Genomic DNA, 22,066 nt, shown 5'->3' on the forward strand with positions numbered 1-22,066 from the left:
GATGAAACGAAGATAATGGAACAGGGAGGCGCAAAATTGGAGAAAACTATTCAGAATATTTACTCATTAACTCCACTTCAAGAAGGAATCCTTTATGAACTGGAAATGAACAATACAGCAGAGAACCTTTACATTTCTCAAATGCGAATCAGGATAACGGGCGCTCTTGAAGTACATGCATTATTCCAGGCGTGGAGTCAGGTTGTAGAACGGCATGAAGCATTAAGAATGAAGATCATCTCTAAAAATATCGAAAACAATGTTCAGGTTGTATTCAATGCAATGGATTATGAACCAGAAATAATCGATATGACAGAGTTGAATAAACATGATCAATTAAATAAAATTCAGAGAGTGACATTCAAATCCCAGGAGATGGATGTGAATAACTCCAATTTGATGAAACTCCAGTTAGTGAAAATCGAAGAAAATCAGTATATCTTGATTTGGACTCATCACCATATAATTTTGGATGGCTGGAGTACCAGCATCGTCATCGATGAACTCTTTGTTATTTACAGCCGAATTGTAGGAAGGGACTCCAAGCGGCTTATTGAAAAGCCAAAGCAATATGGAGATTTTATCCGGTATATGAATAAAATCGATGCGGAAGATTTAAACCGTTTTTGGAAAGAGCTAGCAAAGGATATTGATCAGCCGACAATCACTTTCCCCGTTCTGAAACATGTGAAGGAAAACCAGCAGGAAAATGATCTGTTTTGGGAGATGGATAAAAAACAGAGTGAGCTTTTAAGAGAATTTGCCGCTAAAAACCATGTAACGATTAATGTATTATTGCAGTTAATTTGGTCGATCGTCCTAAAGGAAATGTCCAATCAAAATCGAATAGTCTTTGGAATTGTAAGCTCTGGAAGGTCGAATAACTTATTCAAATCCGAAGAAATTGTTGGGCTGCTCATTAATACGATTCCGATGATAGCTGAAATGAACGATACAGATAGCATTACTGATTTACTGAAACGGTTCCAGGAAACATTAAACAATATGCTGGATTACTCTCAAATTTCTTTAGTGGATATCAAAAGGCATACGAAATTAAAGAAGGAAGATCCGATTTTCGAAACTTTATTCGTTTATGAAAATTATCCGGAAGCGAAAAATGAAAGGTTTGGCATTAACTGGGAAATTGAAGGTGGAAAAGAGACACATAGCTTTCCATTATCATTACAAGCCCAGGATAATAAAGAAATGATTAAATGCAAATTGTATTTTAATCGCTGCTTCATAGAGCGTTCACTAGTAAATGATATCCAATCAGCCTTCATGCAGATTGCCCATCAAATTACAAAAGTACAACAAATTGACGAAATATATGTCGATGTTGATTTTTCAAAACTAAAAAATAATGGGATTAAGAACCATCAAGAAAAAAGTAACAATAAGATCATATCCACATCCGTTAATCAAGAACTTAAAGAAATATGGCAAGAGTTTTTCTTGAACAGTGAGATTAATGAGGATTCTGATTTCTTTCAATTGGGCGGGCATTCGATAACAGCCATGAAATTGGTGTCTAAAATAAATAAAAGACTTGATGCGAATATGAAATTAGCCGATTTGTTTGAAAATCCTACATTGAAATTGCTGAGTCATAAGGTCTTTCCGGAAGTGAATACGACTCCGGAAGATGACACACAAGCAGTTTCATCTTTTGTGGAAAAGACATTTTTGGAAGTCTTATCAACAAGTCAAATCGATAAAGATGCCGATTTTTTTGAAGTGGGCGGACACTCGATTTTAGCCATGAAGTTATTGACAAAACTAAACAAAGAATACAATCAAATTCTAACTTTGAAAAATATTTTTCAAAATTCAACAGTCGAATCGTTGACGGCCTTCATCATTAATGAAATTTCAGATCATGACATAGAGCAAAGTGAAGCACGACAAAAAAATCATGTTTTATCCAGTAACCAAGAGGCTTTGTGGTTCAACGAAAAACTCAATGGCAAGACAACCAATTATAATATCCCTCAGAAATATAAAATTACTGGTAAAGTAGATACTTTGATATTGGAAAAATCTATAAATCATGTCGTTAATAGACATGAGATTTTAAGGACCACCGTCCGTGAAAAAGCCGGGAAAGGCTACCAGGAAATCAGGGAAGATTTGTACATTAAAATAGATGAAATTGACCTATCTGCGTTAAAGCCCGAACAGCAAGCGACTCGTATGCTGCAAATCGAAGACGATGTCCAAGCGGAAATCTTTGAAATTGAAAAAGGTCCTCTCATGACAGTGAAACTGGTTAAATTGAGAGAAGAAGAGTCTGTTTTATTTGTGAATCTCCACCATTTCATTTTTGACGGATGGTCAGTGAGTATATTTTTAGATGAATGGTTATCTTTTTATGACAGTGAAGTGAATGAAAAGGAACTTATCCTTGGAAACGACTTTAAACAATATAAGGATTTTGCCTTTGAGCAGAAAAGCTGGTTAGAACACAACTTTAAAGAAGAATCGCTATTTTGGGAAACAAACTTATCTGGGGAATTGCCCAAATTGGAGCTTCCTTTAGATACGATACGTACAAAAGAAAACCGTACAGATGGCAGTAGTTTTATAGTGGAACTAACAAGGGAAGAGCTCCATGGTTTAAAGCGGATGTCCCTTGAAGAAAACTCGACATTATTCATGACACTGCTAACGATGTACCAGTCTTTTCTAGCAAAATATACAGGTCAAAACGATATCATCGTTGGAAGTCCTTTGGCAAATAGAATGATTGAAGGAACAGAAAAATCGATAGGTTATTTTGTCAATACACTGCCCTTTAGATTAAAGCTGGGACATGAGGAAACATTTGAAGAGATTCTGCAAAGAAATACAAACCATATCATCGACATCTATGATCATCAGCAAATGACATTGGAGAAAATCGTTGAAGTCATTAACCCTGAAAGAGATTTAGCAAGCACTTCATTATTTCAAACTGTCTTCATTTTACAAAATAATGCCAAAGCTGCCTTTGAAAGTGAATACATAAAGATAACGCCTGAAGTAATAAAATCAAAGGCAGCAAAATTCGATTTGAGTTTAGCTGCAGAAGAATATGAAGATAAGCTTTTATTCGCTTTTGAGTATAATTCAGGGATCTTCAATGAACAAACGATTCAAATATTAGCTGAAAATTTCTTAGAGTGGATTAGGAATATTACTTATCAGCCTGAACGATCGATTGACAAGGTATCCGTCGTGAGTAAGAGGCAGGAAAAAGTATTATTGGAAGAATGGCAGGGAGAAACCATTCGTTTTGAGGGGATCAATGACACAATCCCAGAAGCCTTCCATAAAATTGTTGAGCGGTTTCCTGATAAGGTAGCCATTGTTGATGGTCCGAGAACCATTACATATCGCGAACTGAATAATAAGAGCAATCGACTTTCACACTATTTACTAAGCAAAGGGATTTCTAAAGAAGAAAGAATCGGAATTTATGTGAATCGATCAATTGATATGGTGACAGGGATGTTGGCAGTAATTAAAGCTGGTGCTGCGTATGTTCCATTGGATCCTCATTATCCTGATGAACGGTTAAGCTATATGGTTGAAGATTCGTCCATTTCTTATTGCTTGAGTCACAAAGAACTCGGAAAGAATGGTTTGATTGACTCATCCAAAATAATATATTTTGAAGATATTGAAAAAGAATCGGATTTGTTATTGGAAACGAATCTTCACATTGCGGATCAGAGAGACTTGGCATATGTCATTTATACCTCTGGAACGACAGGCAGGCCCAAAGGAGTCATGTTAGAGCATAGAGGAATCATTAACTTAGTTTATAACCAAAATGAAATGATGTGTTTGGATACATCAGCTAAAGTGCTGCAATTCGCTACGTTTAATTTTGATTCATCCGTCATAGAGATTTTCAGCACACTATTATTCGGTGCCGAGCTGCATATAAGTGTAGATAAAGAAAATCAATTTGACATGAGTAAACTTGTTGAACAAATTAAGCGGGAAGGAATTTCTCATATCATTTTACCGCCTGCTGTGTTGAAAGAACTGCCAATCATTGAATTGAGTACGATTAAAGTGTTGGGATCTGCAGGTTCTGAATGTCCAGTTGAGCTCGTTTCAAAGTTTAAACATATATCGTTTTTCAATGGCTATGGGCCTACGGAATATTCGGTATGTACTAGCTTTAAAATGTTTCCACCGAATGAGGATGTTACAGATGAATTCGTTGTTTCGATCGGGAAGCCTTTGACTAACACGGTTGTACTTGTGTTGGATGAAAACCGGAAACTAGTGCCGGCAGGGTCAGTTGGTGAACTTTACGTTGGAGGAATTGGGTTAGCAAGGGGATATTTGAATAATGAGAACCTGACAAATGAAAGATTCATATCCAATCCATTCAACCCTGCAGAAAAAGTGTACAGAACTGGGGATTTAGTTAAGCATAACAAAGCTGGGGAATTAGTTTATATAGGCAGGGCGGACGATCAAGTGAAAATAAGGGGATACCGTGTTGAACTATCGGAGGTTAATGCTTCATTACGAAAAATGGCAGAAATCAAGGATAGTTATGTAACGGTAATGGAAGCTGGATTTGAGAATAAAAGGCTAATTGCTTATTATACGGTGAATGATGAGGTTTCGATAGATTCAATCAGAAGACGATTGAAAGAAACACTGCCTGTTTTCATGATTCCTGCCCATTTTCTGCAATTGGATAAATTTCCTTTGACGCCGAATGGAAAAGTTGATCGGAAATCCCTGCCGAAATGGACGGAACAGTTTGATGAGAGGAAGGAAAAAGAGCTGGATGTGCAAGAATTGTCCAAAACTGAAACAGAGCTTCTGACAATTTGGAGAAATGTTTTAAACGATCCCACTATAGGACCGGAAGATAACTTTTTTGAATGTGGCGGTGATTCAATCATCAGTATTCAAATATGCTCTGCCGCAAAAGAAAAAGATTTATTTATAACTCCTAAAGATTTATTTGAATGCCAAACGGTCCGTGAGCTAGGGAATATTGTAAATGAGCTGGAGCAAAAACAAGTGGTTCAAGAAACAGTATCAGGTTATGTCCCGTTGACGCCTATTCAATCTTGGTTTTTTAATGAAAATCATGAGAATATCCATCATTGGAATCAATCAGTCGTTTTGATGAAGGATAATACGTTGACGACTGAACAATATAAAAAGATCATCATGAAATTAATAGATCAGCACGACGTTTTAAGGACATTATTTGAAAAACATGGTGATTCATATATCGGCAATATTTCAAATGCTGATACGGCATGCGGTTTTCATGAGTACCATGTTTCAAGTTTTAAAGATGAAAAAAGCTTGAAGGAAATTAATGAGCTAGAAGAAAACGCCCAACAAAGTTTAAATATACACAATGGCCCTTTGATGAAGTTCCTTCTATTCAGGGATCAAAGGGAGGTAAGGGTTTTTTGGGTGATTCATCACCTTGTGGTTGATGGTGTTTCGTGGAGGATACTTCTTGAACAATTTGAAAGATGCTATCAACAGATAAAGAATGAACAAGAACCATCACTGCCTTTAAAAACGACTTCATATAAACAATGGTCCGAGAAACTAAACGAATACCAGGACGTTGACCTACCGGAAGAGGCCGTTCAATATTGGGAAAAGGAAATGAATGTTCCAGTTTCTCCGCTGAAGGAAGACTTAGGAGAAACATGTGATTATGAAAACATGTATAAAATACAAGTGGATGAGGCCCAAACACAAAACCTCATTAAAAACACTTTAAGAAAACATAAAACGACGATTGATGAAGTTTTATTATCCGTTATCGCACATGCACTTTCCAATCGAATGGGAATCAATGAATTTTGGCTCGATTTAGAAGGACATGGCAGAGAGGATATTGAGGATGATATGGATTTATCAAGGACGGTAGGGTGGTTCACCTCGATTTATCCAGTAAGGATTAAAGGAATGGCGACTTTGGGCTCAACCTTGAGAAATACAAAAAGCATATTAAGAAATGTGCCAAACAAAGGGTTTGACTTTGGAATCCTAAAGTATATTTCCAATCGAAATCATAACTATCCAGATAGCCTCGTGAGTTACAACTATCTAGGTCAGTTTAATAACACTGGTGATATGGAACAAACCAATAGCAGCAATATAGATTCGAACTATAAATTTCCATATAAACTCAATTTTGTTGCCAGCATCGTAAACAATAAACTCATGCTGAATATTATTGGCGATAGCAGCAATGAAAACTTCCGAATGATATGTAGAGAAGTTGAAGTACATTTAAACAAAATATTAAGTGGAAGTGCAGATTTGAATGACTCCATTGTCGAAACGGATTTTGAAGCTGAGAAAATAGTCGATGGAAGCACGATCTCCCATTTCATTAATAAGTTTAATAACATTGAAGAGATATACCCAGTGACATCACTTCAAGAAGGGATGTTATTCCATAGCGAAGTAACCCAAAGTCCTGAATATATTTCACAGCTATCCATTGATTTAGTAGGTGATCTGGACTTGGATAAATTAGAAGAAGCCTGGAATGAAACCTGTAGAAAATACGAAGTTCTAAGATCCGTTTTCAGGCGCAATCAATTGGGGGACCGTTATCAAATCATACTTAATGACATTTATTATGTGTTTAATCATGTGGATCTAACGATGTTTAGTGAAGACGAGTCAGAATCCAAGATAGAAAATCTTTTAGAGCATAGCAAAAATAGACAAACGGATTTAGAGAATGGTCCGCTCATGAACATCACTTTGATCCAGCTATCGGATCATCGCTATAAATTCATATGGACACATCATCATGCTTTAATAGATGGCTGGAGCCTGCAAATTGTCATTAACCATTTTTTGGATAATTACCGAAACCCTTTCAATACTACAAGAGACAGTGATGAACATAAGAATGCTTATAAACAAGTCATGGATCATGTCAGGAATATTAATAAACAGGAAGAAGCAGCTTTTTGGAATGAAGAATTGAGGGATTTCGAACAAGTAAAAGCACTTGCGGGTAATAAAACGGATAAGGTAGCTTTTACATCGGATAAAGTTATTGAATATAGCTTACCTGAAGAGCTTACCGAAAGATTAATAGAATTATCCAAGCGGCATAGAAAGACAATTAATACCGTTGTTCAAGGAGTTTGGAGCATCGTTCTATCCTACCTCAGTGAAAGCGACTCAGTATGCTATGGGGTGACAAGCTCAGGAAGGAACCTCAGCATTCCGCATATTGAATCAGCTGTAGGCTTATTGATCAATACTCTGCCATTCTCTTTGAAAATCGATTGGGATGATGATTTACACTCCTATCTAACTGCTATTCAAAACAAGCAATTACATATGAGAGAGTATGAGTTCAGTTCACTTACGGATATAAAGCGATACGCTGAAATTCCATGGGATAAGGAATTATTCCAACATATATTTGTATTCGAAAATTATCCGAGCACAGAACTGGCGGAGGATTCGCAAATCATGATCGAAAATTCAGTCGGAAGTGAATCGACCAATTTTGATCTTACGTTCTCTGCGGCTGTAGTGCAATCCAAGCTGCATTATAAAATCATTTATAAAGACAGTAAATTCGATGAAAATGAAATTTTACGTTTTATGGATTCCATGCAGGAAATATTCGTAAAACTAACAGAAGAAGAAGCACTTCTATCTATTGGTAAATTAATAAATCACTTGAAAGTTGGGGCCCGATGATAAGTAAATCGATGACGACGAATAAATTGATGTCAATAACTGAAGCTTTTATAAAAATCGTGGAAGAGAAACAGTCAAGAACGGCACTTTGTGAAAATGAACGGCAAATTACTTATAAAGAATTGGATATACTTTCAGATAATCTTGCCAAAAGGATCATTGATTTGGGGATTCAAGAAGAAACAATGATCGGGATTCCAAGCAAAAGGTCCATTGAACTGATCATCGGGATGCTTGCCATAATAAAGTCAGGCTGTTGCTATGTTCCAATAGACGAAAAGTACCCATTAAAAAGATTGGAATATATGCTTGCAGATACGGATATGAAGTACTTCTTATCGTTTAATGGGCAAGAAGGGAAGCTTCGTGAATTGGATATTGAACCAATTCCATTTGAGATTAATGAACTAAGCAGGGAAGGGCACATTCCCGTTAACCGTTCTTCGGAAAATGGTCTCGCATATGTTATCTATACATCAGGAACGACTGGAAAGCCTAAAGGTGTGATGATTGAGCAAAAGAGTGTAGTCAATTTAGTATTGAACTCTGAAATACTTGAAATAAACGAAAATAATAGAGTGGCTCAATTTTCCAACCCATGCTTTGACGCCGCAACTTTTGAGATATGGGGAGCTTTATTGAATGGCGCAACTTTATTCTTGATGTCGAATGAGTTCACTTCCTTTGATGATTGGAAAGCAGCGATATCCATTGGAAAGGTGGATGTAGCTTTTTTTACGACAGGTCTTTTCAATGCAATGGTTGATGAGGATCCATTAATTTTTGAAGGATTAAAGAAAATTGTGGTTGGCGGAGATAAAATCTCGGTTTCCCATGTGAGAAGATTGAAGCAAACAATCGGACATTTTTCCTTGATTAATGGGTATGGACCAACTGAATGCACGACTTTTGCACTTTGCCATGAGGTCGAAGACAAAGATGCAGATGTTATTCCCATTGGAAAGCCGTTGAGCAATGTAGAAATCAAGATTCTATCTGAAGAACAAGTAGAGGTAGCGGATGGGGAAATAGGCGAGATCTACATTGGCGGTCAAGGGGTCATGAGAGGCTATTTAAATCAGCCGCAATTAACGGAACAAGCTTTGATCATGGATGTTTTGAATCAGGCGAAGTGGTACAAAACAGGTGATCATGGCGTCCGGTTACACAATGGGGAAATCCTGTACAAAGGCCGAAAAGACAGTCAAGTGAAAATTCGCGGCTTTAGAATTGAACTGAATGAAATTCAGGAAAAGCTTGATAAATACATGAAGATTGAAAGTTCAGTAGTTGCTGTTAAAAACATCAATGGTGAGAATTATGTTATCGCTTATTACAAACATAAAGATGATAAAGCAGAAAACGCTGAAAAGGATATTAAAGATTATCTGAGCAATGAATTGCCGAATTATATGATTCCCCATTTTTTTGTCAGAATGGATGATTTCCCTCTTAATGCCAACGGTAAAGTGGATAAAGACAAATTATTGGAAATGGATATCATGCAAAATAAAACTTCCTTAGCCAATCAAGAAACTGGAAAGAAAAAAGAAGTATTGGAGATTTGGAGAAATGTATTAGGAAATCCAAGTCTAGGATTGGACGACAACTTCTTTGAAAATGGAGGCCATTCCATTTTAGCTACAAAACTGGTCTATGTAATGAAGGAAACCGTACTTCCTGAGGCCACTTTACAAATATTATTGGAAAATAACACAGTCAATAAAATTGTTGAGGCACTTGAAGTCGATTCAGCTGGCAGCATGGAAGCAGTGCTGGAGAAGGATTCCATGCTCGCTCCAGCGTTGATGGAGAAAATAAGGGGAATATCCACTAAACCAGTTGAAATTGAAAAAAATATGATGATTACAGGTGGAACAGGGTTTTTAGGAGCACATCTATTAAATAAATTGTTACTGGAATTGGAAGATGTCAAAATCTATTGTTTGGTTAGATTTCCTTCAAGAAATAGATTGAAAGATACCTTAATGAAATATGGTCTTTGGCAAGATGATTTCGTAAGTAGAATCGTTGTAATTGAAGGGGATCTTAGTAAACATCAATTCGGTCTGGATGATACGACCTATGAGAAATTAAGCAATGATGTTTCTCATGTGTATCATGTCGGTGCCGAAACGAATTTCTTCGAGCCATATAGCAAATCAAAGATTTCGAATGTGGATGGTGTAGTGGAGATCATTAAGTTTGCTTCATCATACACTCGGAAAAACATTCATTATGCCTCAACGCTTTCTGTCTTGACCGGTGAAAGGAAATGGGACGAGGAGGACGAGTTGGTTTACTCCCCCGATTTAATGATCGGGTACAGCCAGTCCAAATGGGTTGCCGAGAAATTGCTTCTTCAAGCAAGGGAACATGGACTGACAATCGATATTTTCCGATTAGGCAGGATTTCATCCAATTCAAACGGGGTTTGGAACGAGAAGGATATGTTGTACAAGGTTTTTGAATCATTTATTGAACAAAGGATATTGCCATTTAAAGAGGAAATTCATTTTGAATTGATGCCAGTCGACTTTGTAAGTGAGTTCATTTACAAAATATCAAAATTGAATGCGAATCAGAAGCTCGGGATCTATCATATGTTCAATGATCAGAGGGTTTCAAGTGAATTCGTGACCTCCTTCTTCGAAAAAAATGAAATACCTTACTCCAACATGGATTTGGAAGAATGGTTACAATCATTAAAAGAAAAGACACAATCTAACGAGATTCATTCATTAAGTGCTTTGTCCCAGTTAATTGATGAATCGACAAAATTAAAAGAGTCGGAAATCCTGCAATCCAAAACCAAGAAGGAAATGGAATTGCTATCAATGAAAATGCCGGAAATCGATTCAGGGTATGTTGAAAGCTTTATGAAGTTCATGCTGAAATAATCGATCATGGAGAAGGGGGGTGGAAGGGCTGAAGAAGACACTTTTTTGTTTCCCTTATGCCGGGGGAAGTGCATCTTTTTATAGAGAATGGAAATTTGAAGATGATGTAATAGAGGTAGTCCCGCTGGAATACCCAGGACATGGCAGTAAATATAGTGAACCATTGTGTGACAATATGGAGGATCTGACGGATATTTTAATGAAAGAAATGGAAACAAAGCATCAAATGGATGCACTGGGAAGCATCTCTTTGTTTGGACATAGCATGGGTGCGATCGTAGCCTATGAAATTGCGGCAAAATTAGAAGAGAGAGATGGTAATAAAGTAGAGCATTTATTCATTTCAAGTAAATCGTCTCCAAATTATAAAGTAGATCAAATCGATTGCTCTAATGCAAAACATTTAAAGCAATCGCTTGAAAAAATCGGGGGAACGAACAAGGAACTCCTGGAAACCGAGGATTTCATGTATATATTCCTGCCGATAATCCAGTCGGACTTGAATGTTTTAGCCAACTATCACCATGAAAAGAAGCGCAATAAAAAGGTGGGAAATAAAGCCGTTTTACTATTGGGCTCGGATGATACCGTGACGAAGGAAAGTATCGAAAACTGGAATGAATATATTGAGCATATTGAAGGTTTGCATATATTAAAGGGTGATCATTTCTATATAAAGCAAAACCAGGCTATCGTTTTAAAAATCATTCAAGAGTATTTACTTTATAGTCGTTGTGAAGTTCTGATTTAAGGTTGCGGACTGTCTTGAATACAACTGCAATTTGTTCCGTCAATTAGTTTCAGAAGTCAAAATAATTTAATATAACGTGAGTTTGGCATTATCCGCTTGGATAAGCATGAAACCTGATTTTTAAAAAAGGACTGATTTTTGAAGTGAACCCAAAAAGTTAGACACTTTATTTAATTAGGCAGCCTTGAGGGCATGAACCCGGTAATCTACCGGGCTCATGCCTTTTAATTTTACCTTGATTCGCTGATGATTGTAGTAATGGATATATTCTTCTAGTTCTTGTTTGAAATGCTCCATGCTTTCAAATTCTTGAAGATAGAGTAATTCGGATTTTAATAAGCCAAAGAAGTTTTCAATGACCGCATTATCGAGACAATTTCCTTTGCGGGACATGCTTTGTGTAATGTTATGTTTCACCATTAACAAATCAAGAATGGCCGATAAGTATAGTTTCTCCCCAGCTAGATGGAATTCGGTGACGTCTGTCACCCATTTTTCATTGGACTTTGCCGCCTTGAAATCACGTGCTAGAATGTTGGGCGCAATCTTGCCGATGTTCCCTTTGTACGAACGGTATTTCTTCATGCGAACCAATGACTTCAATCCTAGTTCATTCATCAATCGGAGAACTGTTTTATGATTGATGCGAGCACCTCGGTTACGTAATTCTAGGGTGATACGCCGATACCCATAACGCCCTTTATGCGTATGGAAAATCTCTTTGATAAGTGATTTAATTTCTGTGTATTTATCCTCACGCCCGAAGGCGTTTACCCAATAATAGTACGTACTCCGTGCCATTTTAGAAATGGATAGAAGCAGATTTAAATCAAATTGTTTCCTTAGTTCATGGACTACTTTCGCTTTTTCTTTCTTTGTAAGGCTTCCTTTTCTTGAACTAAGGCATTCAACTTTTTTAGATAGGCATTCTCTGCACGTAAGTATTCTAATTCGGCAAGAAGTGCTTCTTGAGAGCCATTAGCTGGCGATGTTTTCTTGGTTTCTTTTTTCATGGATAGACGCCCCTTTTTCTTTGGTTTAAGGGCGTCTATACCGCCTTCCTTAAACTGATTTGCCCAATTCAAAAGTGTAGAATCGGAAGGAAGGTTATAGTGTACAGCGGTCTCGTTGATCGATGCCCCATATTCGTTCATATATTTAAGTACCTCTAGTTTAAAGGGCAGAGTGTAATTTGTATAGGATGAAGCAAGTCCTTCCATCCCATGTTTTAGATAGCGAGCGACCCATCTTTTCAGAGGGGATAAACCTACATTTCTTTCTTGTGCAATGGATTTATAGGATTTTTTTCCTTCTAAGTACTCTAAAACTGCATGTAATTTTTCGTCTATCGTATATTTAGTCAAAAAAACTGCACCTCCAATTGTTAGATGTTGTCTAACAATTGGGGTGCAGTTCATTTTTATTCAGTCCTTTTTAGATTGTAGACAAATTAAAAAGTTCCAGTTGATTTCAGAAATCCACTCCAAGTAAGCGTCTGTGGGGACTCGGCTAGCCAGTTATTCGGCAGGAGTGTCGTAAATTTATTCAATCAATGAGGGTTTCATCTAACCCAAGTCATTTTCAGGGTTCGGGGTAAGGCTAACCGGACCTCCTTTTAAATATGGGAATGGAAATTAAGAGGCCGTTCCGTGTTTTAGAGTCGATAAACATCGATGCTGATCAATTAAATGAGAAACATCGCAACTATTGTAGTGACTGCCAAACCAATGGTGACCGGCAGCAGGTTCCGGCGGGCAAGTTCAAAGGGACTGACGTTACATATTGCAGCGGCAGGTATCAATGCCCATGGAATCAGGGTACCTCCGCCAACCCAAATCGCGGTTATTTGCCCGAGTGCAGTCAAGATGGCGGTTCCGCTTCCGATGGCCGTTCCGAATAGTTTGGCGACAGATCCTGCTAAAGAAATGCCTGAGAAGCCCGATCCATCCAAGCCAGTGATGGCACCGATGCCCGTTAATGTGACGGCGGCTATTTCTTTCGTTAAAGGAACGGAGGCCGCTAAGGCGGCACCGAGGTCATTGACGATGCCAAGTGATGTTTTTGGTAAGTAGTCACCGATGATCTGATTGAATCCAGAATCACCTAAATAGAAGAATGCGGCGATTGGAATTACAGGTCCGAATACTTTGAAGCCAAATTGAAAACCCTGAATCAAATAGGCCGTTGATTTTTCCAGTCCTTGCTGTTTATGTGCGACAAGGGATAAAATCAGCAAAATGAAAACGGCTGTACCGCCAACCAACGCCGTGGCATCTCCGCCTTGCAACTTCAAAACCGACAATGCCACAACATCCAACAGAAAGGCAATCGGAATGAAAACGGCAAAAAACTTCTTTTGTCCCAGTGTGAGCAAATCTTCACTTATTGTTTGATCTTGGACGATTCCCTCATGATCCGCCGCCTTGATTCTTCCAAGCTTCATATCCCGCTTTAAAAGGATAAAGGCGGAGATGGTGGTGACGACGCCCATTGTAATGACAAGGGGAATGCTCGCAGTGATGACATCGCCGACTGGTATGGAAGCGGCATCCCCCGTTAGTTTAGGTGCAGCCTGAATGATGAAATCCCCTGATAATGCGATTCCATGACCAAAAAGGTTCATCGCCATCGCCACGCCGAGTGCAGGTAATCCAGCCCGTAAGGCAACGGGGAGCAGGACTGCCCCAAGTAAGGCAACGGCAGGTGATGGCCAGAAAAACCAAGATATTATCATCATGACGATTCCAATTACCCAAAAGGCAAGTGTAGGATTCTTAATGAATTTCGCAAACGGTGCAATCATGACATCATTAATGCCGGACCTCGTTAAAACCGTGCTCATGGCAACGATGATTGAAATGATTAAAATCGTGGACATTAATTCCGTGATTGCGAAAATGAAGCTGTTGAATATCCCGCTTATGGAGGAGGCTAAACTGCCTGTAGCCACTAAAGCCAAAAGCAATATTCCAACTATGCAGATGAGGGTAGTATCACGACGTTTTACCATAAACCCGATTATCAATGCAATAAATACAACATAAATCCAATGGAGTGCCGTTAATTCCATCTCCATGATCCGTCCCCCTCATAAATGTGCCTAGTTACAGATTATGAGGGAGGTATGGGGTGGTGAGTTGTTTCAAAAATTTTAAAGGCTTATCTTATTTACATCTTAATATCTATTGATATACTCAACACGGACTTTTTATCAGCAAAATTTTTTTCCATCTAAATGTTCTGTTACTACTCATTATCAATAATAATAGTTTTCCATAAGGGAAGTATTTGTATCTGGAATCTCTGTATCATTAAGTTATTCGGGGTTATCCAATAAATCAACTTTTTTAGCTAAAATGAAATTTTTATCACATCCAACTTCCACAGCTTTTACTGGTATAAAATTGTTCCAAGAACCTTCACTACTTTTAGGGGAAATAGTAACTTGATGATCTGATGTCTATCATTTTCCCAAAATAATCTCTCAAAAATTAAAAGTTTTATTCGCATTATTTTTCTGATAAATAATTATTTGTGAATAATTTACTTTTATGTTGCTATAATGAATTTATTTATAAAGTTAGAAAGTACTAAAATAATACTTTGAGAATTGAAAAAAGAATTGGAACAATTGAAAGTTATTTTTTAGTTCACCGTGTATCTTAAATCGTTTGGATTTCCTATGTTTTCATCATTATAAAAAAAGCGCTGATATGCTCTTCAGCGCTTTTAACATGCGTCCATATGCGAATGAAGAGGTTGAGGTTCGTAAATAGCCTTTTTAAGTAAGATTATGCCTTTTAATTTAGTACAAAGTAAATGAAATCTCGTTTTCTGTTATATAAGAACATTCATTGGCTTTGGAGCTGTACACGTTCATTTATCTCCTCATAAGTAAAAAGTTATAAATTATAGTTTTTAACATATATTTCATAAAACAAATAAAAACCAACATAAAAAAACCTCAGTGCCAATTAAATAAAAAAAAATATAGAAAAAATATTCCCAATTGTCAGAAAATGTGATATGTTATTTTACACATTAGAAAACGCTTTCATCTTTGGGGTTTTAAAAAAAGGGGGGTTTTTATGTCGGTAATAGTTCACTCGAAAAAGATCAAAAGGAAAGCCTTGGTTGCAAGTTTGATTGGTAGTTCAATAGAATATTATGATTATTTGTTGTATGGAACTGTGGCTTCATTAGTTTTCAACAAACTTTTCTTCCCAAATTTTAGTCCAGCGGTAGGTTTACTGATCGCATTAGCATCTTTTGGGATACCTTACTTCTTTCGTCCGCTTGGAGGTATTATTTTTAGCCACATTGGAGACAAAATTGGGAGAAAAAAGTCATTAGTATATACCCTTGGAATCATGGGTGTGAGTACGGCCCTCATTGGTTTATTACCTGGTTACCAATCTATTGGGGTTTGGGCACCAGTTTTGCTTGTCACTTTAAGGTTGATTCAAGGAATCGCTGTTGGGGGTGAATGGGGAGGAGCAGTCCTTCTTGCAGTAGAATACACAGAAAAAGAAAAACGTGGTTTTGCAGGAAGTATCCCGATGATGGGAGCAGCTGTAGGAATGATCCTTGCCACCGCTACCATATCTCTCGTGAGCTTGTTGCCAGATGCCGCTTTTCTTTCGTGGGGTTGGCGTATTCCATTCGTTGGAAGCTTGGCGTTAGTCTTAATCGGTTTATGGATACGGAATGGTTTAGAGGAAACCCCAGATTTTCAAAAGGCAAAAGATGAAGGCAAAGTGTCTAAACTTCCGATTGCTGATACTCTAAAATACCATTGGAAAGAAGTACTTTTGATTACAGGTGCAAAAGCCATTGAGACCGCTCCTTTCTATATGTTTGCGACTTTTGGGGTCTCATACGCAACTAATACATTAAAGATGCCGGAAAGTCCGGTATTAAATGCCGTGACGATCGGAACACTAGTTTCTCTCTTTATGATTCCCCTTATTGGTAAATTATCTGACCGAATTGGAAGGAAAAGTATATTTATATGTGGGACGTTAGGGGTAATTATCTTCTCGATACCATACTTCCTTTTACTCTCTAAGAAATCAGTACTTTTGCTAACCGTCGCGGTAATGATCGGATATGGTCTTTGGTCTATCATTACTTCTGTTATGGGCACTTTATTCTCTGAAATGTTTAAAGCAGAAATTCGTTATACAGGAATTTCTGTAGGCTATCAACTAGGTGCCGCACTTTTCGGAGGTACAGCACCATTAATTGCTACTTGGCTTATTGCAAAGTTTAATGGTTCGTGGCTTCCTGCTGCAATCTACCTCATGTTACTTGGTGTTTTATCACTAATTTGTGTAGTTTTACTGAAAACGATGAGCGAACGTGAAAATAGTGCATCTACAAAAGGTCAATCTTATTTAGCGGACAAAATAGTTAAGAATTGAAGTATGTCTGTTTTTTGTATATTTCAATTGATTCTTTATAGATCCAAACAAATAGGAAATTTACAAAAATAAAAAACTTTAAAAAGGTGGAATTAAAATGAATGTTAAAGATATTACAAACAATCCTTATTTATTACTAACTCCTGGTCCATTAACTACAACTGAAACGGTTAAATTAGCAATGATGAAGGATTGGTGTACATGGGATGATGACTATAATAATATTGTTCAAGATATCAGGAAGACGATCGTACAACTAGCAACTAATACAAAGGATAAGTACTCAGCTGTTTTGATGCAGGGAAGTGGGACTTTTAGTGTGGAATCTGTAATTGGAACCGTGATTCCGAAGAGTGGAAAATTATTAGTGCTAGCCAACGGGGCATATGGGAATAGGATAGCAAAAATATCGGGTATCCTTGGGATCAATACGGTTGTATTGGATAGTGGGGAGGTTAATCATCCAGACCTGAATGAGTTAAATAGAACATTGGAGAATGATCAAGATATAACTCATGTTGCTATTGTTCATTGTGAAACGACAACCGGTATGCTAAACCCTATTGAAAAAGTAAGTGAAATTGTCAAAAAACATAACAAGATTTTTATTGTAGACGCGATGAGCAGCTTCGGTGGTATTGAAATGGATATAGATACACTAAACATTGATTTTCTCATTAGTAGTGCAAATAAGTGTATCGAGGGCGTACCTGGTTTTGGTTTTGCCATCGTCAAAATTGAAGAGTTTGCAAAATGCAAGTCAAGCGCAAGGTCTCTATCACTGGATCTTTATGATCAATGGATAACGATGGAAAATGATAACGGTAAGTGGCGATTCACTTCTCCTACTCATGTAGTTCGAGCATTTGCACAGGCATTAAAAGAATTAGCTGAAGAAGGTGGAATAAAGAGAAGAGCAGAAAGATATAGAAATAACCAAAGGATCCTTGTAGAAGGAATGAAGAAGCTTAATTTCGAACCGTTGCTTCCCGATGAATTACAGTCACCATTTATTACGCCTTTCTATTATCCGCAAGATAAGGAATTTGAGTTTACTGAATTTTACAAAAAATTAAAAGGAAAAGGATTCGTAATTTATCCAGGAAAAGTCACCAATTTAAATACGTTTAGAATTGGTAACATCGGAAATGTACATCAAAGTGATATGGAAGAATTATTACTTGCGATTGAGCAAAGCAGCTATTGGCAGAAACCTGCATTTAAAAACTAAGTCTTTCCTTAGAATGCTTGTATCTTCCATCATTGTTTCTTATACTTTTTTTTATAGATTGGATTTCTTTTTAACGGATATTGGAAATCTAGGTTAGAATAGTAATTTAATCAAACTTATGAAACAATGATGGAAATACTAATTTTGGGGTGAAAGTCTTGTCATTAGCTGGAGAAGAAAGAAAGAGAAAAATTCTAGAATTATTAGAGGTTAGCGGAAAAGTTACGGTTAAGGATCTATCGGGCATATTAAAGGTTTCAACTGAAACCATTCGGAAATACCTAGATGAATTACATCAAGAAGAAAAGTTAAAAAAAGTCTATGGTGGGGCTATTGAAAATTCATTTTTTAATGGGGAACCTTCCACTGATGAAAGAGAGGTCATACATTCTGATGAAAAAAGAAGAATCGGAGAAATAGCAGTTAATCTTATTAATGACAACGATGTAATAGCCATTGATGATGGAAGCACACCATTGCAATTGGCAAAAAATCTGCGGAAAAAGAAAAACTTGACTATTTATACCACTTCTATTAATTCCCTCTCTGTTCTCATTGATTTAAACCATCAAAATATTTTTTCAGGAAAAATTATCATGTTAGGTGGAGAGATTAATACTTCTCATCATAGAGTATCTGGGCCTTTCACATTACAGATGCTGGATGGACTCTACATTGACAAGTTTTTTATATCGGCAGATGGTCTTTCTATAAAAAGTGGCATAACTAGCTATGACTTTTCAAAAGGCATGGTAGCAAAGAAACTAATCGCGCAATCAGAAAAGTCTATATTATTAATTGATCATTCCAAGGTAGGAAAACGCACCCATTATAAAATGGCAGATCTTCAAGAGATAAGTATGGTGATATCCGACAGAGAACATCCAAGTGATTGGGAAACACCACTGAGAGAAAACAATGTAAAATGGTTGGTTGCAGACACTACAATAGATGAAAAATAATAACAAGAAAATCTCTCAGTAATATAGGCGAATTTTTTTGCCTATGAAGGGGGATCAGTAAATGGAGTATTTAGTTGTACTTTACGAAGAACATTTTTTGCAAAATATAGAAATTTATTTAAGGCTATTAATCAGTGCACTGCTAGGAATGTTTATCGGTTGGGATAGGAGTGCTAAAAACAAACCAGCTGGATTAAAAACATTTACTTATGTTTCTGTATCTTGCACTTTAATCACTCTTGTTTCAATTTACAGCGTTGACGTTTTCAGTCATTCAAATATAAATATTAGAATGGATCCTATGAGGCTTTCTGCACAAATTGTTTCTGGCCTGGGTTTTTTAGGGGCTGGTCTTATTTTAAAAGACGGACTTAGGGTACAAGGGTTAACATCTGCCGCTATGGTGTTTTTTGCTGGAGGTGTAGGTATTGGAATTGGTGCTGGCTTTTATGGGCTTGTATGTGCGGCTGTTTTCATTACTTTTATTTTAACAAAAATTAGTAACAATATTGAACATCGACAAGCAAAATCACAGGAAAAGAAAAAAATGCAGCATAGAATACCAAGTCGTAAGGATGTGCAGGAAGGTTAAAATAATAAATTAAAATAGTTATATAAAATAGAAAGCCAGTTCTTGAGATTAGAGAACTTGGCTTTTTATTTATTTATCCTTTTATTTTGGTGTTCCACATGGCTGCTTGAATATATCTTTATCATTAGAATAAATAAAGGGGAATGATGAATTAGAACAAAGTGAAAACAAAATAAAAAAATAAAAACAAATAAAAACAAATAAAAAACAAGTAAAAACAGGACAAAACAATATCGATGTGGTAAACTTTAATTAACTCATAATTGAGTGAATATTTTAAAAAAGAAGGTGTTGCCAATGAAAGTATTCTGTTTAGGTGGAGCTGGAAGAATCTGTAGAGAAGCTGTTCTTGATCTAGTCGAGTATTCTGAATTTGATGAAATTACAATTGGTGATTTCAATGAAGCATTAGGGAAAGAATTAGTTAACGAACTAAACGACCCTCGTGTGAACTTCGTGAAAGTAAATGTAACGAATCATGATGAAACAGTTGAGCAGATGAGGGGCTACGATATAGTAATGGATGGCACTACCATCACATTAAATGGTATTTCTACGGCATGTATTGCAGAAGCGGGATGTCATGGAATCAATTTAAATGGATTTGGTGCAGAAGATGAATTTTCTGAAATTTTCAAAAGCAACAACAGAACTGCGGTTCCAGGCTTTGGGATGACGCCAGGTGTAACTCAAATGATGGCCATGCACGCTGCCAATCAATTGGAAGAAATTGAATCCATTAGAGTAAGCCACGGGTCTTTTAGGCCGATCGCCTTCTCAAAATCAATTACAGAAACAACTACTTATGAGTACGATCCAGACCTTCCAGGAAGAATCGTTTTTGAAAACGGTGAGTTTGTGCAAGTTGCTCCATTTGCAAGGCCCAGAAACATCAAACTGCCAGAGCCGTATGGAGAAACCGTTCAATATATTATCCCCCATTCTGAAACACGCACACTAGCTAAAGCGCTTTCAAATAAGGGCGTACAACTAATCGAAGTCAGGGGTACTTGGCCTAAACAAAATATGCAGTTAGTTCGTTCGCTATATGACTACGGAATCATCGCAAATCCTAAAGTGGTGGTGAATGAAAAAGAAATAGGCCTTATGGATATTATTGGTGATTACTTGCTTCAGTCAAAAGCAGGGCAAGAAACTGAATTATACGGGTATTCTCTCCATGTTGAAGTAGTCGGGATAAAAGATGGTGTTAAAAAGCGTCATATTTTATACCATACGCACCCCTCTAGTGATGGATCCGTTAAGGGATGGGAAAAGCTAAGAGCTTATACTCGAAATGTAGGAATCCCAATGGCGATAGCTACTGAGATTATCGCTAAAGGTTTGGTGAAGCAAACAGGGGTGTTAATTCCGGAAGAAGCATTTGAACCGACAATGATTTTTGATGAACTAAAGAAAAGAGGCATTCATGTTCATGAAGAAATTGAGGTTGTTGATGTAAGTGTAGAAGAAACTACCGTATAGAGCCAATTTAAAAAGATAGAAAAATAGAAATATAGAACCACATCTTTTAATAATATTGACAATAAAACTCCCATTCACTTAAATAGGAGAAATACCAATGATGTTGTCGAAGAAGGAGGTTGGCGTTTTGAATAATCATTCTCCCCAAATTGAGGCGGTTATTTTTGACTGGGCAGGAACAACTGTTGATTATGGTTGCTTTGCACCACTAGAGGTGTTCAAAGAGGTATTTAGAAAAAGAGGAATAGAAGTGTTAGATGAGGAAGCACGAGCACCAATGGGCCTCTTAAAGTGGGATCATATTCGAAAAATGTGCGATATGGACCGAATCGCAGAATTATGGAAAAGTAAGTATGGTAATTTGCCTGAAGATAAAGATGTCGATGCTCTATATGCAGATTTTGAACCTATGCTGTTTTCGATACTCCCTAACTATTGTAATCCAATACCGGGTGCTATTGAATTAGTTGAACGTCTGAGAAGAAAAGGAATAAAGATTGGTTCTACCACTGGATATACAGCTGAAATGATGGAAATTGTTGCGGCAGGAGCGAAAAAAAGGGGTTACGCTCCAGATTTGCTAGTAACGCCGGATGATGTGCCTGCTGGACGGCCGTTTCCGTGGATGATTTATCAAAATGCCATGAATTTAGGAGTCTATCCTATGAAGCATTTTATTAAAGTTGGAGATACAGTGAGTGATATTAAAGAAGGTATTAACTCGGGTTCTTGGAGTGTAGGCATATTAAGAGGCAGCAGTGAATTAGGGTTGAAGGAAGAAGAAGTAAATGCTCTAGATCCAGAAATTTTAGCGGAAAAACTGGAAGTAGTGGCAGAAAGATTTAAAAAAGCTGGTGCTCATTATGTTATTGATAGTATCGGGGACTTAGATCAGTTAATTCCAAAAATTAATTTGCGCCTAGCTAATGGCGATTAAATTCTATAAATAAGATTCGATCCTTTTACAAAAGAAGAAATATTCTTTCAACCAATATGAGGA

10 protein-coding genes and 1 pseudogene are annotated in these 22,066 nt (G+C 37.1%); 9 read left to right on the forward strand and 2 right to left on the reverse strand.

Annotated features, from left to right (window positions below; translation table 11 throughout):
• The first annotated feature begins 36 nt into the window (after positions 1-36).
• Genes QNH43_RS03300 through QNH43_RS03310 form a run of 3 tightly spaced genes read left to right on the forward strand, consistent with a single transcriptional unit; the run spans position 37 to position 11,373 of the window.
• Positions 37-7,722: a non-ribosomal peptide synthetase gene (locus QNH43_RS03300; protein ID WP_283916794.1), complete on the forward strand. Its 7,686-nt coding sequence runs from the start codon at positions 37-39 to the stop codon at positions 7,720-7,722.
• On the forward strand, positions 7,719-10,622 hold the full coding sequence (locus QNH43_RS03305; RefSeq protein ID WP_283916795.1) for a non-ribosomal peptide synthetase: 2,904 nt from the start codon (positions 7,719-7,721) through the stop codon (positions 10,620-10,622). Before QNH43_RS03300 ends, QNH43_RS03305 begins: the two co-directional genes overlap by 4 nt.
• Positions 10,623-10,641: 19 nt before the next feature.
• Positions 10,642-11,373: a thioesterase II family protein gene (locus QNH43_RS03310; RefSeq protein WP_283916796.1), complete on the forward strand. Its 732-nt coding sequence runs from the start codon at positions 10,642-10,644 to the stop codon at positions 11,371-11,373.
• Positions 11,374-11,547: 174 nt separating this feature from the next.
• Here QNH43_RS03310 and QNH43_RS03315 read toward each other — a convergent pair.
• A pseudogene (locus QNH43_RS03315) lies at positions 11,548-12,737 on the reverse strand (IS3 family transposase).
• Between the two features lie 320 nt (positions 12,738-13,057).
• On the reverse strand, positions 13,058-14,449 hold the full coding sequence (locus QNH43_RS03320) for a hypothetical protein (RefSeq protein WP_283916797.1): 1,392 nt from the start codon (positions 14,447-14,449) through the stop codon (positions 13,058-13,060).
• A gap of 1,012 nt (positions 14,450-15,461) precedes the next feature.
• Here QNH43_RS03320 and QNH43_RS03325 point away from each other — a divergent pair.
• The 6 genes from QNH43_RS03325 to phnX all read left to right on the forward strand — a co-directional run bounded on the left by QNH43_RS03325 (position 15,462) and on the right by phnX (position 22,003).
• On the forward strand, positions 15,462-16,796 hold the full coding sequence (locus QNH43_RS03325; protein WP_283916798.1) for an MFS transporter: 1,335 nt from the start codon (positions 15,462-15,464) through the stop codon (positions 16,794-16,796).
• A 97-nt stretch (positions 16,797-16,893) separates the two neighbouring features.
• On the forward strand, positions 16,894-18,027 hold the full coding sequence (gene phnW, locus QNH43_RS03330; RefSeq protein WP_283916799.1) for a 2-aminoethylphosphonate--pyruvate transaminase: 1,134 nt from the start codon (positions 16,894-16,896) through the stop codon (positions 18,025-18,027).
• 158 nt (positions 18,028-18,185) lie between these two features.
• Positions 18,186-18,989 (forward strand): DeoR/GlpR family DNA-binding transcription regulator, encoded by an 804-nt coding sequence (locus QNH43_RS03335; RefSeq protein WP_283916800.1) that lies wholly within the window; start codon positions 18,186-18,188, stop codon positions 18,987-18,989.
• A gap of 61 nt (positions 18,990-19,050) precedes the next feature.
• Positions 19,051-19,581: an MgtC/SapB family protein gene (locus tag QNH43_RS03340; protein WP_283916801.1), complete on the forward strand. Its 531-nt coding sequence runs from the start codon at positions 19,051-19,053 to the stop codon at positions 19,579-19,581.
• A gap of 297 nt (positions 19,582-19,878) precedes the next feature.
• A complete protein-coding gene (locus QNH43_RS03345; RefSeq protein ID WP_283916802.1) occupies positions 19,879-21,066 on the forward strand; it encodes a saccharopine dehydrogenase family protein in 1,188 nt (395 codons plus the stop codon).
• A gap of 127 nt (positions 21,067-21,193) precedes the next feature.
• Positions 21,194-22,003 (forward strand): phosphonoacetaldehyde hydrolase, encoded by an 810-nt coding sequence (gene phnX / locus QNH43_RS03350; RefSeq protein ID WP_434060149.1) that lies wholly within the window; start codon positions 21,194-21,196, stop codon positions 22,001-22,003.
• Positions 22,004-22,066 lie beyond the last annotated feature (63 nt).

Origin of the sequence: Peribacillus simplex, assembly GCF_030123325.1 — a bacterium.
Taxonomy (GTDB): Bacteria; Bacillota; Bacilli; order Bacillales; family DSM-1321; genus Peribacillus; species Peribacillus simplex_D.